Source organism: Sphingomonas sp. (genome assembly GCF_030145815.1).
GTDB lineage: Bacteria > Pseudomonadota > Alphaproteobacteria > Sphingomonadales > Sphingomonadaceae > Sphingomonas.
Genome location: NZ_JAIXHL010000005.1, coordinates 19,414 through 33,294, shown reverse-complemented (window position 1 = coordinate 33,294; position 13,881 = coordinate 19,414). Strand labels below are relative to the sequence as shown.

The 13,881-nt window shown below is 67.3% G+C and carries 15 protein-coding genes and 1 riboswitch; of the genes, 10 read left to right on the top strand and 5 right to left on the bottom strand.

Translation table 11 applies throughout. From position 1 onward, the window contains the following. Positions 1–133: 133 nt before the first annotated feature. The gene (gene ispH, locus KYX69_RS05695; protein WP_300494823.1) at positions 134–1,087 is read right to left on the bottom strand and encodes a 4-hydroxy-3-methylbut-2-enyl diphosphate reductase; all 954 of its coding nucleotides are present in this window, start codon (positions 1,085–1,087) and stop codon (positions 134–136) included. Positions 1,088–1,237: 150 nt separating this feature from the next. Here ispH and KYX69_RS05690 point away from each other — a divergent pair, with 150 nt between their 5' ends. From KYX69_RS05690 to KYX69_RS05655, 8 genes are all read left to right on the top strand, one after another. After that, positions 1,238–1,876: a hypothetical protein gene (locus KYX69_RS05690; protein ID WP_300494821.1), complete on the top strand. Its 639-nt coding sequence runs from the start codon at positions 1,238–1,240 to the stop codon at positions 1,874–1,876. A 164-nt stretch (positions 1,877–2,040) separates the two neighbouring features. Then, a riboswitch (glycine riboswitch) is annotated at positions 2,041–2,137 on the top strand. 214 nt (positions 2,138–2,351) lie between these two features. Further along, a complete protein-coding gene (gene gcvT / locus KYX69_RS05685) occupies positions 2,352–3,461 on the top strand; it encodes a glycine cleavage system aminomethyltransferase GcvT (protein WP_300495212.1) in 1,110 nt (369 codons plus the stop codon). Then, positions 3,458–3,829, top strand: coding sequence for a glycine cleavage system protein GcvH (gcvH, locus tag KYX69_RS05680; protein ID WP_300494818.1), 372 nt, complete (start codon positions 3,458–3,460; stop codon positions 3,827–3,829). Before gcvT ends, gcvH begins: the two co-directional genes overlap by 4 nt. 97 nt (positions 3,830–3,926) lie before the next feature. Continuing rightward, a complete protein-coding gene (gene gcvPA / locus KYX69_RS05675; RefSeq protein ID WP_300494815.1) occupies positions 3,927–5,285 on the top strand; it encodes an aminomethyl-transferring glycine dehydrogenase subunit GcvPA in 1,359 nt (452 codons plus the stop codon). After that, the gene (locus KYX69_RS05670) at positions 5,282–5,446 is read left to right on the top strand and encodes a hypothetical protein (protein WP_300494813.1); all 165 of its coding nucleotides are present in this window, start codon (positions 5,282–5,284) and stop codon (positions 5,444–5,446) included. The genes gcvPA and KYX69_RS05670 overlap by 4 nt, the downstream gene beginning before the upstream one ends. Positions 5,447–5,450: 4 nt before the next feature. Beyond that, positions 5,451–7,016, top strand: a complete 1,566-nt coding sequence (gene gcvPB / locus KYX69_RS05665; protein ID WP_300494810.1) for an aminomethyl-transferring glycine dehydrogenase subunit GcvPB — start codon at positions 5,451–5,453, stop codon at positions 7,014–7,016. A 58-nt stretch (positions 7,017–7,074) separates the two neighbouring features. Further along, positions 7,075–7,479: a hypothetical protein gene (locus tag KYX69_RS05660; RefSeq protein WP_300494807.1), complete on the top strand. Its 405-nt coding sequence runs from the start codon at positions 7,075–7,077 to the stop codon at positions 7,477–7,479. Further along, the gene (locus KYX69_RS05655) at positions 7,476–8,117 is read left to right on the top strand and encodes a DUF938 domain-containing protein (RefSeq protein ID WP_300494805.1); all 642 of its coding nucleotides are present in this window, start codon (positions 7,476–7,478) and stop codon (positions 8,115–8,117) included. The genes KYX69_RS05660 and KYX69_RS05655 overlap by 4 nt, the downstream gene beginning before the upstream one ends. A gap of 96 nt (positions 8,118–8,213) precedes the next feature. Here the strand turns inward: KYX69_RS05655 and KYX69_RS05650 are convergent, their stop codons facing one another. Together KYX69_RS05650 and KYX69_RS05645 are read right to left on the bottom strand one after the other, a co-directional pair. After that, entirely contained in the window at positions 8,214–8,720 is a 507-nt protein-coding gene (locus KYX69_RS05650; protein ID WP_300494802.1) for a hypothetical protein, read from the bottom strand. A 103-nt stretch (positions 8,721–8,823) separates the two neighbouring features. Beyond that, complete coding sequence (locus KYX69_RS05645; RefSeq protein WP_300494799.1) at positions 8,824–9,741, bottom strand: DMT family transporter; 918 nt, start codon at positions 9,739–9,741, stop codon at positions 8,824–8,826. A gap of 85 nt (positions 9,742–9,826) precedes the next feature. Between KYX69_RS05645 and proS the strand changes: the two genes are divergently transcribed. Next, positions 9,827–11,359 (top strand): proline--tRNA ligase, encoded by a 1,533-nt coding sequence (proS, locus tag KYX69_RS05640; RefSeq protein ID WP_300494796.1) that lies wholly within the window; start codon positions 9,827–9,829, stop codon positions 11,357–11,359. A 42-nt stretch (positions 11,360–11,401) separates the two neighbouring features. Here proS and KYX69_RS05635 read toward each other — a convergent pair whose 3' ends face one another. Together KYX69_RS05635 and glpD are read right to left on the bottom strand one after the other, a co-directional pair. Next, complete coding sequence (locus tag KYX69_RS05635) at positions 11,402–11,581, bottom strand: hypothetical protein (RefSeq protein WP_300494793.1); 180 nt, start codon at positions 11,579–11,581, stop codon at positions 11,402–11,404. Positions 11,582–11,643: 62 nt separating this feature from the next. Beyond that, positions 11,644–12,777, bottom strand: coding sequence for a glycerol-3-phosphate dehydrogenase (gene glpD / locus KYX69_RS05630; protein WP_300494791.1), 1,134 nt, complete (start codon positions 12,775–12,777; stop codon positions 11,644–11,646). A gap of 83 nt (positions 12,778–12,860) precedes the next feature. Between glpD and KYX69_RS05625 the strand changes: the two genes are divergently transcribed. Next, positions 12,861–13,880 carry a hypothetical protein gene (locus tag KYX69_RS05625; RefSeq protein WP_300494788.1) on the top strand — a complete coding sequence of 340 codons (1,020 nt, stop codon included), beginning with the start codon at positions 12,861–12,863 and terminating at the stop codon, positions 13,878–13,880. The last annotated feature ends 1 nt before the right edge of the window (position 13,881 follow it).

Genomic DNA, 13,881 nt, shown 5'->3' with positions numbered 1-13,881 from the left:
GGAGGATGGCTGCGTCCTTGCCCCCTCAAACTGCGACCCTTCCTCCCCCTCCGTCACGCTACGCGTGCCACCTCCCCCTGGCGGGGGAGGATAGAGGACAACTGATCGCTGAATGTGGATTCGGGGCTGTGCCCTACGCCGCCTCAAGCCCCTTGGGCAGTTTGAAGGTGATCGTTTCCTGCGCGGTTTCGACCATGCGCTCGGTCACGTCGTAGCGCGTCGCGATGCGGTCGATCACTTCGCGCACCAGCACTTCCGGGGCGGAAGCGCCGGCGGTGATGCCCAGCGTACCGATCCCGGCCAGCCAGTCGAAATCCAGATCGTCGGCGCGCTGGATCAGTTTCGACGTCGTTCCCTCGCGCTCCGCCACTTCGGCGAGGCGCAGCGAGTTGGACGAGTTGGGCGCGCCGATTACCAGCACCAGGTCGCACGATCCGGCGATCGCGCGCACCGCCGCCTGACGGTTCGACGTGGCGTAGCAGATGTCGTCGGCCTTGGGCGCGACGATATCGGGGAAGCGCCGCTGCAGGATCGCCAGGATCGACGCGGTGTCGTCCACCGACAGCGTCGTCTGGGTCAGGAAGGCGAGGTTGCCCGGTTCGGCCGGCGCGACGCTCTCGGCGTCCGCCTCGGTCTCGATCAGCGTCATTGCGCCGTCGGGGACCTGGCCGAAGGTGCCGATCACTTCGGGATGCCCTTCATGGCCGATGAACAGGATGTGGCGGCCGGCCGCGACCAGCCGTTCGGCCTGACGATGCACCTTGGACACCAGCGGGCAGGTGGCGTCGAAATAGGACAGGCCGCGATTCTGCGCGGCGGCGGGGACCGATTTGGGGACGCCATGTGCCGAGAAGACGACATGGACGCCGTCGGGCACCTGATCGAGTTCGTCGACGAAGATCGCGCCCTTCGCCTTCAGCGTATCGACCACATATTTATTGTGGACGATTTCGTGGCGAACATAGACCGGCGCGCCATGCAGTTCGATCGCGCGTTCGACGATCTGGATCGCGCGGTCGACTCCGGCGCAAAAGCCGCGCGGCGCGGCGATGAGGAGTTCGAGGACGGGCTTTTGGGTGTCGGTCATCGCGGCTGCCTTACGCGATCCGGGGCGGCTGTGAAAGGCGCGGGATGGCCGTTGCGGGAAGGCAAAGCGCTGCCTATGGTGCCCGCCGCCGCGCCGGGCCTGCCAGAGATGGTGGGGGCGGGCATGTCTTGTTCGGGAAAGGTGCCCCAGTTGAACGTTCGCAAACTCGCGCTTGCCGCATCGATTCCACTGGCGCTCGCCGCCTGTTCCCGTGAGGGCGACATTGCCGAGGGCGGCATCACTGCGGTCCGCTCCGCCTGCCCGCGCGTCGGCGTGCCGGCCGGGACCGGCGACATCACCCTGTTCAACCCCGCCGACAGCACGGCGGCGAGCGCGATCGACGTGACTGCGACGCTGACCAACGTCACGTCGAACTGCGACGACAGCGGCGAGATGATCCGCAGCGATATCGCGTTCGAGGTGCAGGCCAGCCGCCGCTCGACCGACGGTGCGCGCGAAGTGACGCTGCCCTATTTCGTGACCGTCGTTCAGGGCGGCACGTCGGTCGTGTCGAAGCGCGTGGCGCAGGTGACGCTGCGATTCGAGCCGGGGCAGGCGCGGGCGCAGGCGAGCGGCACGGCGAATGCCTATGTCTCGCGCGCGGCCGCGACGCTGCCGGAGGATATTCGCCGCCAGATTTTGGCGAAGCGCAAGGCGGGCGACGAGACCGCGGCGCTCGATCCGCTGGCGCGCCCCGAAGTGCGGCAGGCCGTGCTGCGCGCGACGTTCGAGGCGCTGGTGGGCTTCCAGCTGACCGATGCGCAGCTGAAGTATAACGCGACGCGGTAATCTATCCGTCGCCCCGGCGAAGGCCGGGGCCGGCCTGTGGCGGAGGCGTCGCGTCGAACAGGACGGCCCCGGCCTGCGCCGGGGCGACGCTTGTGGACAACTTCGCGATTGACTCGGACTGTGCGGCGCAGCATTCCCATGGCGTCGGCATCGGGCAACCGGTGAAGGCACGCGCGGGAGAGTTTGCGGGTCTTGCGGCCCGGAACGCCGAAGGAGCAACCGCCCCGGAATCTCTCAGGCACCAGGGACCGCGCGGGCCACGACACTCTGGAAAGCGCTTGCTCCGTCAGGGGTGAGCCACCGAAGGGGTAAGTCCCGGACACGCGCCGGGATCAAAGCTCTCAGGTTCCCGTGACAGAGGGGGCGACGGATGAATGGCCGCGCGGTGCGGCGTTCCGTCGTCTATTCTGGAGCGCGTTCCGTGACCCACACCCCTGATTCCGTAGCGGGCGAGCCCGATTTCGTCGAAGAACTGATGCTGCTCCCGCTCGATGCGTGGCACCGCGCGCGCGGCGGGCGGATGGTGCCGTTCGCGGGCTATGAGATGCCCGTCCAGTATGAAGGCATCATGGCCGAGCATCTGTGGGTGCGCGAATCGGCCGGGCTGTTCGACGTGTCGCATATGGGGCAGCTTCTGCTGTCGGGCGAAGGGCTCGACGCCGAGCTGGAAAAGCTGATCCCCGCCGATGTCGCGGGCGTCGCGGTGGGGCAGCAGAAATATTCGCTGTTGCTGGCCGAGAATGGCGGGATTCTGGATGATCTGATGTTCAGCCGCTGGCCGGGTGGCATCTACATGGTCGTCAACGGCGCGTGCAAATGGGACGACATCGCCCATCTGCGCGAGCATCTGCCCGACGATATCGAGATCAACCATATGGACGAACATGCGCTGCTGGCGCTGCAGGGTCCGAAGGCGTTCGATGCGCTCAAGCGCCATGTGACGGGCGAATACCCGCTCGACGCGCTGGTGTTCATGAAGGGCGGCAAGTTCGAGATCGCGGGCGTGCCCGCCTATATCAGCCGTTCGGGCTATACCGGCGAGGACGGATTCGAAATATCGATCCCCGCGGATCAGGCGGCCAAGGTCGCCGACCTGCTGTGCGGCGAGCCCGAGGTGAAGCCGATCGGTTTGGGCGCGCGCGATTCGCTGCGGCTGGAGGCGGACCTGCCGCTCTACGGCCATGACCTCGACCCCGAGACGACGCCGATCATGGCGGCGCTGAACTTCGCGGTCGCGAGCAAGCGGCGGCGTGAGGAAGCGAACTTCCCCGGTGCGACACGCATCCTGCACGAGCGCGAGCATGGCCCGATCCAGCGCCGCGTCGGCCTGATCGTCGAGGGGCGTCAGCCGGTGCGCGAGGGCGCGCTGGTGCTGGACGAACAGGGCAACGAAGTCGGCCGCGTCACCAGCGGCGGCTTTGCCCCGACCGTCCAGAAGCCGATCGCGATGGCCTATGTGCCGACCGCGATGGCCGAAATCGGCACGCGCGTGACGCTGAGCCAGCGCGGCAAGATCCATCATGGCGAAGTGGTCGCCATGCCCTTCGTCCCCCACAATTATGTTCGTCAGGGAGCATCGAAATGAGCCGTTACTTCACCGAAGATCACGAATGGATCGAACTCGACGGCGAAATCGCGACCGTCGGCATCACCGACTATGCGCAGAGCCAGCTGGGCGACATCGTGTTCGTCGAGGTGCCTGAAGAGGGCAAGGAAGTGACCAAGGGCGACGACGCCGCCGTGGTCGAGAGCGTCAAGGCGGCGAGCGACGTCTATGCGCCAGTTTCCGGCACGGTGATCGAGGGGAACCCGGCACTGGAGGAGAGCCCTGCGCTGGTGAACGAGGATCCCGAGGGCGATGGCTGGTTCTTCAAGATGACGCTGAGCGACACGAGCGAGCTCGACGGGCTGATGAACGAGAGCGCCTACGCGGATTTCGTGAGAAAGCTCTAATCGCGCGTCGCCCCGGCGGAGGCCGGGGCCGCTCCGTGGCGGAGCATGCGCCCTACCGATAGCGGCCCCGGCCTCCGCCGGGGCGACGGGAATTTCAATGCGCTACCTTCCCCTTACCCCGTCCGACCGGCAGGCGATGCTCGCCGCGGTCAATGCCGCGACGATCGACGATCTGTTCGCCGACGTTCCCGAAAGCGCGCGCCTGTCCGGCCCGGTGCCGGGGCTGCCGATGCATGCCAGCGAGCTGGCGGTCGAGCGGCACATGTCGAAACTGGCGGCGAAAAACCTGTCGGCGGGCAGCGCGCCCTTCTTCCTCGGCTGTGGTGCGTATAAGCATCACGTCCCGGCGAGCGTCGATCACATCATCCAGCGCGGCGAGTTCCTGACCGCCTATACGCCGTACCAGCCCGAAATCGCGCAGGGCACGCTGCAGGTGATGTTCGAGTTCCAGACGCAGGTCGCGCGCCTGCTCGGCACCGATGTCGCCAATGCGTCGATGTATGACGGGTCGACCGCGTGCTGGGAAGCGATCGGCATGGCACGGCGCATCACCAAGCGCGCCAAGGCGATCCTGTCGGGCGGGCTGCATCCGCACTACGTCTCGGTCGCCAACACGATGGCGAAATATACTGGCGACACGCTGGTGACCGCAGTGCCCGAGCTGACCGCCGAGCCGGATACGGCCAAGCTGATCGACCTGATCGACGACGACACCTCGTGCGTCGTGGTGCAATATCCCGACATTCTCGGCCGCATTGCCGACCTGTCCGACCTCGCCGCCGCGTGTCAGGCGAAGAAGGCATTGCTGGTCGCGGTGGTGACCGAGCCGGTGGCGCTGGGCGCGATCAAGTCGCCGGGCGAGATGGGCGCGGACATCGTCGTCGGCGAAGGCCAGTCGATCGGCGTCGGGCTGCAGTTCGGCGGCCCCTATGTCGGCCTGTTCGGCTGCAAGGAAAAGTACGTCCGCCAGATGCCGGGCCGCCTGACCGGTGAGACGGTGGATGCCGAGGGCAAGCGCGGTTTCGTGCTGACGCTCTCGACGCGCGAGCAGCATATCCGGCGCGAGAAGGCGACGTCGAACATCTGCACCTCATCCGTGCTGTGCGCGCTGGCATGGTCGGTGCACATGACCTTGCTGGGCGAAAAGGGGCTGCGGCAGCTGGCGGCGCTCAACCATGCCGGGGCCAGCGCGGCGGCGGACCGGCTGGCGCAGGTGCCGGGGGTCGAGCTGGTGACGCCGACCTTCTTCAACGAATTCACGCTGAAGCTGTCGAAGGAAGCACGCCCGGTCGTGCGTGAACTCGCCGACAAGGGCATTCTCGCCGGCGTATCGCTGGGCCGTCTCTACCCGGGCGAGGGGGCGTTGGAGAACGGCCTCGTCGTCGCGGTCACCGAAACCACCACGGCGGAGGATGTCGAAACCCTTGCCGCCGCACTTGCGGAGGTGCTGGCATGAACATTCCATACTCCGTTCGCCCTGATGACCAAGTCGCCAAAGCCCCCGGCTTTGGCTGGAACGTCCGGGGGACGTTCCACTTGGTCATTGTCGAAGGGCAGTCCTTTTCCTCCGAAGTAGAAGGGCAGGGCTTCGACAAGCTCAGCCTGAGCGGGATTTAAGCAAATGGCACTGAATCAGAGCGGCTGGCGGCCGCAGATGAACGCGGTCGAGGGGGAGGCTGCGGCCACCTTCACCGGCAACCGCGCGCTGATGCTGGAAGAGGCGCTGATCTTCGAGATCGGTTCGCTCGACACGACCGGCGTCGATTTCGCCGAAGCGCCCAAGGCGGCGTCGCGGCTGGGCGGGTTGGAGCGGCATCGCGACATCGGCCTCCCGGGCCTGTCCGAGCCGGAGGCGGTGCGCCATTACACGCGCCTGTCGCGCCAGAATTACGGCATCGACCTAGGCTTCTTCCCGCTCGGTTCGTGCACGATGAAGCATAACCCGCGCCTCAATGAACGGATGGCGCGGCTTCCGGGCTTTGCCGACATTCACCCGCTGCAGCCGGTCGATACCGTGCAGGGCGCGCTGGAGGTGATCGATCAGCTCGCTCACTGGCTGGTCACGCTGACCGGCATGAAGGCCGTGGCGATGTCGCCCAAGGCGGGCGCGCATGGCGAGCTGTGCGGCATCCTGGCGATCAAGGCGGCGCTGGAAGCGCGCGGCGAGGATCGCCGCGTGGTGCTGGTCCCCGAAAGCGCGCACGGCACCAACCCGGCGACCGCAGCGTTCGCGGGCTTTTCGGTCGAGGATATTCCGGCGACCCCGGACGGGCGCGTCGATGTCGCGGCGCTGACCGCGCGGCTGGGGCCGGACGTGGCGGGGGTGATGATCACCAACCCCAATACCTGCGGCCTGTTCGAGCGCGACCTCAAGACGATCAGCGATGCGGTCCACGCCGCCGGCGGCTACGTCTATTGCGACGGCGCGAACTTCAACGCGATCGTGGGCAAGGTGCGCCCCGGCGACCTGGGCGTCGATGCGATGCACATCAACCTGCACAAGACCTTTTCCACCCCGCATGGCGGCGGTGGTCCGGGTTCGGGCCCGGTGGTGCTGTCGGAGGCGCTGGCGCCCTACGCACCGCTGCCGTTCGTCGAACGCCAGGGCGACCGCTTCGTGCTGGTCGAAGAGGAGACCGCGGGCGAGCATCACGGCTCCAGCTTTGGCCGCATGGTCTCGTTCCATGGCCAGATGGGCATGTTCACCCGCGCGCTCACCTATATCCTGTCGCACGGCGCGGATGGGCTGAAGCAGGTTGCCGAAGACAGCGTCCTCAACGCCAACTATGTCCTGCGCAGCCTGGAGGACGTGCTCGACGCGCCCTTCGCCAACAGCGGGCCGTGCATGCATGAAGCGATCTTCAGCGATCGTGGCCTCGCCGAAGGCTTCTCGACGCTCGACATCGCCAAGGGCCTGATCGACGAGGGCTTCCACCCGATGACGGTCTATTTCCCGCTGGTCGTCCACGGCGCCATGCTGGTCGAGCCGACCGAGACCGAGAGCAAGGCGGCGCTGGACCAGTTCATCGGCGCGTTCCGTTCGGTCGCGCAGCGGGCGAAGGCGGGCGATGCGGCGCTCAAGTCCGCGCCGCATTTCGCGCCGCGCCGCCGGCTCGACGAGACGCTGGCCGCGCGCAAGCCGGTGCTGGTGTGGAAGGAGCCGGCGCAGGCACAGGCCGCCGAGTAACTGCTTTCGACTGTTTCACCGGGTTGGATTTCGATCTAACCTGGCTCCCAGGCGGGCGGTGGCTTCGGTCGCCGCCCGTTTGGCATTTGGGGAGGCGATGATGCGCGGCGCACTGGCTCTGATCGTGGCGATGATGATGACGGCACCGGCGATGGCGGGGCAAGACCCGCGCATTCCGCAGGCCGAACAGGATGCGGACCGGATCGAAGCGCAGCGATCCTATGACGCCCAGCGGCAGCGCGATCAGGCGGAGGCGGATCGCGTCGCGCGCATCACGCTGGAGCGCAAGACCGACTACGAACTCTATCTGGCGCGGCAAAAGGCCGAGCATGAGGCCAAGATGGCCGCATGGCGCGCGGATGTGGCGCGGCGCGAGGCCGAGGCCGCACGGGTGCGCGCCGAGTGGGAGGCGCAGGTCGCCCGGTGCAAGGCGGGCGACCGCTCCGCCTGCGCGCCGAAATGAGCGACCCGACGCCGTGGATCGTCGCGGAAGACAGCGGCGCGGTGCGCAAGCATGCGCCCGCCACGCTGCGCAACCGGGAGGCGATCGCGGCGGAGCTGGCGGCGCTGTTGCCGGAGCGCGGCACGGTGCTGGAGGTCGCGAGCGGGAGCGGGGAGCATGCGGCGTTCTTTGCCGCGCGGTTCCCCGCGCTTACCTTCGTCCCCAGCGACCCCGATGCGGCGGCGCGGGCGTCGATCGCGTCATGGTGCGCAGGGCTTTCCAATGTCGCCCCGCCGCTGGCGATCGATGCGGCGGCGGGGGAGTGGCCGATCGCCGCCGCCGATGCGGTGCTGTGCATCAACATGGTGCATATCAGCCCTTGGGCGGCGACGGTCGGACTGTTCCGCGCGTGCGCCACGCTGTTGCCGCCGGGCGGGCCGCTGATCCTATACGGCCCCTATCGCGAGGCCGGGGTGGCAACGGCGAAGTCCAATCTGGCGTTCGATGAATCGCTCAAGGCGCGTGATCCGGCGTGGGGGCTGCGCGATGTGGCGGAGTTGGACCGGCTGGCGGCGGATTGGGGCTTCGCGCGTACCGGGCGGGTTGCGATGCCGGCGAATAATCTGATGCTGGTGTATCGCAGCGGTGGTGGTGCGTAGGGTGACGTTGCGGGTCGCGGCTGCCGGTTAGTTCGGGCTCGGTCCGTTTGCGACATTTCGACCTCCGACCCCATGCCAGCCATTCGACCCTTTCAACTATTGAGGCAAGGTTCCCTCAACCAAGCCCTTCTGCTCTCCGGTGACAGACGCCAGTTTCCCATCGCGAAAAGCAAAGTCGAGTGATGCGGCTTGGCCAGGCTCTGTCATCGTGATGATGAGTCTCACGGCGCGCTCGCACTTGTCGGGATTCTCAATTGAAATCGGTCCCGGCTGCTCGAGGAGGAGCGTGAAGGCGCGCGGCTTCAGCCGCTCCGTCAAAGCCATCACTGCGCCGCCGCCGCTAACCCTCTTCCGATCGGCGCCCCTTGGCGCCCAACTTGCATCGCCCCGCCAGAGTTCGATCGTGGCATCGGCTGTAACCAGTGCGTCCAGTTCGGCGTGGTCGCGCATCATCGCCGCGCGAAGGATCGCGACGGCGCGCTCTCCATAGAAACGATCCAAATCGGCGAACGAGGTGCGGCCAGAGGCGGAATAGCCAGGGCAAGGCTGCGCCAGCGCCAGCGCGGGCGCAAGGATGAGGGGAATTGCTAGAAGGAGCCGCATGTCGTCATGATAAGCAAGCCGTGCCGAAAGTGCTACGTAGAGGCACAACCAGTTTGCTCATTGCCGCATATTACCCGTTTGCAGTGGTTGTCGGCGACCACCCCTAATCCTCATCCAAATCCGCAACCGCCTCAACCGGCCCAGCGCGCCGCGCCAGTCCCAGCCGCTGCTCGCGCCAGGCGATGTAGAGGCCGCTGGCGACGATGATCGGGGCGCCGATCCAGGTCCATTGGCTGGGCAGCACGCCGAATAGCACATAGCCGTAGAGCGTCGCCCAGATCAGGCTGGAATAGTCCATCGGCACCACCGCCGAGACTGGGGCGAAGCGCAGTGCTGCGGTGAGCGCGAGCTGGCCCGCGCCACCGATCAGGCCGATGCCGATCAGGATCGCGAAGGTCTGCCACTCGTGCATCTGCGCGAAGAAGGGGTAGGCGATGGCGAGCGGCGGGACCGACAGGGTCGAGAACCAGAAGACGGTGGTCGCCGGGCGCTCGGTCTTGGCCATCTGGCGCAGCTGAATCGCGATCAGCGCGACGAAGAAGGCGGCGGTCAGCCCGACCAGCGCGCCCGCGAGCGGGATATGCCCGTCGCCGGGCTGCGCGACCAGCACGACGCCGACAAAGCCCGCGATCACCGCCGCCCAGCGCCGCCAGCCGGTCTTTTCGTGCAGCACCAATGCTCCAAGGATCGTGGCGAAGATCGGCGCGGTGAAGGAGAAGGTCGTCGCCTCGGCCAGCGGGAGCAGCAGCACCGCGCCGAAATTGAACACCATGCCCGTCAGCCCGATCACGGTGCGGTTCACGTGCAGCCCGAAGTGCCGCGTGCGGATCGACCGCATCCCCGGGCCGGCGGCGATCCAGGCGAGGATGAAGGGGATCGCGAACAGCTGACGAAACAGCATGATCTCTGCGAGGTTGGCGCCGCCGCGCTCCGCCAGCTTGATCAGCGCGCCCATGGTCGAGAGCATCAGGATGGCGAGCAGGCGCAGGCCAAGGCCGGTAAGGACGCGATCACGATGCACCCGCGAACGCCTAAGCGGCGGCGCGGCACGGGGCAAGCCGCGAAGGGGCGTGACGGGCCGGATTTCCCGCGCTAATCGCGCACCCATGATCAAACGCGCACTCAACGTCACCCGCGAAGCGGATTTCGCAGCCTGGTATCAGGCCGTCATCACCGAAGCCGATATGGCCGAGGAGAGCGGCGTGCGCGGGTGCATGGTCATCCGGCCATGGGGCTATGGCATCTGGGAGCGGATCCAGCGCCTGCTCGACGATCGCATCAAGGCGACGGGGCATGAGAATTGCTATTTCCCGCTGTTCATCCCCTTGAGCTATTTCGAGAAAGAGGCCGAGCATGTCGACGGCTTCGCCAAGGAGATGGCGGTCGTCACCCATCACCGGCTGATCCAGAAGGACGGTCGGCTGGTGCCCGATCCCGATGCGAAGCTGGAAGAGCCGTTGGTCGTGCGCCCGACATCGGAGACGGTGATCGGCGCGGCGATGGCGCGCTGGGTCCAGTCGTGGCGCGACCTGCCCGTGCTGATCAACCAATGGGCGAATGTCGTGCGCTGGGAAATGCGCACGCGCATGTTCCTGCGCACCGCCGAATTCCTGTGGCAGGAGGGGCATACTGCCCACGCCACGGTGGACGAAGCGCGCGAAGAGACGATGAAAATGCTCGAGGTCTATCGCGAATTCGCCGAGACCTGCCTCGCGATGCCGGTCGTTGCGGGCGAGAAGCCGGAGAATGAACGCTTCCCCGGCGCGGTCGCGACCTACAGCATCGAGGCGATGATGCAGGACGGCAAGGCGCTGCAGGCGGGCACGTCGCACTTCCTCGGCACCACCTTTTCGAGTGCGCAGGGCATCAAGTTCCAGAATGCCGAAGGGCAGCAGGAACTGGCGCAGACGACCAGCTGGGGCGTCTCCACGCGCATGATCGGCGGGGTCATCATGGTCCATGGCGACGATGACGGCCTGCGTGTGCCGCCGCGCATCGCGCCGTGGCAGATCGTGATCGTGCCGATGCTGCGCGACACAGACGAGGACGCCGCGCTGATCGATTATTGCAAGGGGTTGCAGGCGGAACTGGCCAAGCAGAGCGCGCTGGGCGAACCGGTGCGCGCGCTGCTCGACATCAAGGCGGTCAAGGCGGCGACCAAGCGCTGGGGCTGGGTCAAGAAGGGTGCGCCGGTGGTGATCGAGGTCGGCGGGCGCGACATGGCGGGCGGCAACGTGTCGGTGATCCGCCGCGACCGGCTGTATCGCGAGGACGGCAAGCTCGACAGCGCGGTGGTGGCGAAAGATGATTTCGTCGCGGGCGCGGCGGCGCTGCTGGAGGAAATCCAGGCCGGGCTGCACGCCGATGCGCGCGCGCGGCTGGATGCGAACATCGTGCGCGGGGTCGAGAGTTTCGACGCGCTCAAGGCGCATTTCGAAGGGTCGGGGAAATATCCGGGCTGGGTCGAGGTGCAGTGGTGCAAGCCCGAAGGCGGGGAGCTGGACGCGGTGGTCGAGCGGATCAAGGCGCTCAAGCTGACGTTCCGCAACGTGCCGCTCGATGCGGCTCCGGCGGACGGGACGTGCGTGTTCACCGGCAAGCCGGCGGTCGAGCGCATCCTGGTCGCGCGGGCCTACTAATCCCGAAAGGACTGCCCCCGCCGGAGCGGGGGCAGTGGAAGCTTATTCGGCGCCGGTGCCGGGTTCGGTGGTCTTCGGCATCTTGCCGTCTTCGATCCGCCCTTCGTTGCGCAGATCGCGGCCCTCCTGTGCGGCCTTCTTGCCCTCGGGCGAGTCGCGATGCTCGTTCAGCTCTTCCTTCACGAAGCCTGCGGCTTCCTTCAGCTTTCCTTCGACGCTCATACTGGCCTCCTTGAGTTCAGGTTGCCGGAGTTAAGCGCTTGAGATCGCGAAAAGGTCCGTCGTCAGGGAAGATGGCGGTCGCGGGTCACCGGGCGCGCATTGAAATGAAGTTCGGGGGCAAGTTGAGACAGCACATGTTCCGCCAGCGCGCGGGCGGTGGTGATCTTGCCGCCGAACAGCGACAGGATCGGCGCGGCGTGGCGATCGAGGTCGAGATGATAGTCGCGCGTCACCGTCCGCGCCTCGTCGGCGCCATTGTCGTACAGCGCGCGGATGCCGGACCAGTCGCCGGTCACGTCGGCGGGGGTGATCTGGCGACGGAAATAGCGGTTCGCGGCGGCGCAGAGATAGGCGATCTCGTCAGCGTCGATGCCCGCATCGCCGGGGTGCTGGACCGGAACATCGGTGGTGCCGATCATCGTCTCCCCCCGCCACGGCGCGGCGAAAACCACGCGGCGATCGGGCTGCTGCAGGATATAGGCATGGTCGCCCTCCCACAAAGCGGGGACGGTGATGTGGCTGCCCTTGATCAGCCGCAGGTCGCTGGTGGTCGCGACGCCGAGCTTGTCGAGCAGGTCGCGGACCCATGGCCCGGCGGCATTGACGATCGCGCGCGCCGCGATCCGGCGCCCGTCGGACAGCGTTACTGCCCAGCTTTCCGCGTCCCGCTGTGCACCCGTCACCGCGACCCCGGTGACGATCTCCGCCCCATTCGCCTCAGCATCTTGCGCATTGGCGCGGACCAAGGCCGCATCATCGACCTGCGCATCCCAGTAGAGAAATCCGCTGGTCCCGGCAGTCAGCGGCGCAAGGCGCGGATCGTCGCGGCGCAGCGCTTGTGAGCGCGGCAGCGACGAACCGAGGCCGAGCAGATCGTAGAGATACAGCCCGGCGCGGATCATCCAGCGCGGGCGGACGGCATGGGCGTGCGGCAGGACGAATGCCATCGGGCGGATCAGCTGCGGCGCGGTGGCCAGCATCCGCTCCCGCTCGACCAGCGCCTCGCGCACCAGCCGGAATTCATAGGTCTCCAGATAGCGCAGCCCGCCATGGATCAGCTTGCTCGACGCCGAGGAGGTATGTGCGGCGAGCGTGTCGCGCTCGACCAGCAGCACGCGCAGCCCCGACAACGCGGCCTCGCGCGCAATGGCGCTGCCGTTGATGCCGCCGCCGATGATGAGAAGGTCATAGGTCACGCGGCCAGCCTAATGGCTCGCGCGCGGCGGGGCGACCGGTTTCGACCGTTGACCCGCGCAGCCGGGCCATAGACGATGACAGCATGGGGTTTGGACTGTCGATCCTGCTGGCCATGGCCGCCGCACAGGCGCCCGATGACCTGCGCGCGCAGGAACAGGCGATCCGCGCGCGGATGGCCGACAACCCGGACTATGAATGTTTGAGCCTCGACCGGGTCAGCTGTGCGGTCGAACTGGCCGAAGTGCTGGAAAAGCAGGGGCGCGCGGGCGAGGGGATCGACGAAATCGCCAAAGCGATGGCGGCGCTGCAGGAAGAGGGCGCGATGGGCAATGAGGCGCGCGGGGTGCTGCGCTTTGGCGCCGATGCAATGGCCGCCATCCGCGAACGCCAATCGGGGCCGAGCGACGCGCTGGTGCGTCAACGCTGGGCGATTGCGATCGACCGTCAACGGCGGACGATTGCGGTGGACGGCGGCGGCGCGGAGATGATGACTGCGCGCGGCGAGGCAAGCTATCTCGACACGACCGCAGCCATGCTGCTGGCGCTGGGGCGCGGGGCGGAGGCGGTGGAACTGGCGCGGGCGAGCTATCGCACCGCGACGGCGTTCCGGTTCGAACGCGGCGCGGGCGATATGCAGGCGCAGGATATCGCGCGGTTCAAGGTGCAGCGCAGCCGGTCTATGGCGTTGGTCCGGGCGGCGTTTGTCGCGGCGCAGGAGCCATTTGCGCCCGAGCCGGAGTGGCGCGCAGCCGATGCAGGGCTGGAAGCGGGGGATTGGGCGGCCGCCGAAGCCGCGTATCGCGCGCTGCTGGCGCGGACCGGTGCGCCGCTGATCGCTACGGCTCAGCAGGTGCGCGCGATCCGTGGGCTTGCCCGCGCACTCGCCGCCCAGGGCGGGGCCAAGCTGGCCGAGGGCATTGCGATGCAGCGTGCGCTGCTCGACCGGCTCGTGGTGCAATGCTGGCGCGGCGACGCGATGCTCGTTGCACTGGGTGCCGAGCATCAGGCAGCACTGCGCGCCGCGGGGCAAGTTCAGGCGGCCGCACGGGTGGAAGGCCTTCTCGAACGGTATCGGTTGGGCGGGCCGCCGCCGCGCTTTTGAC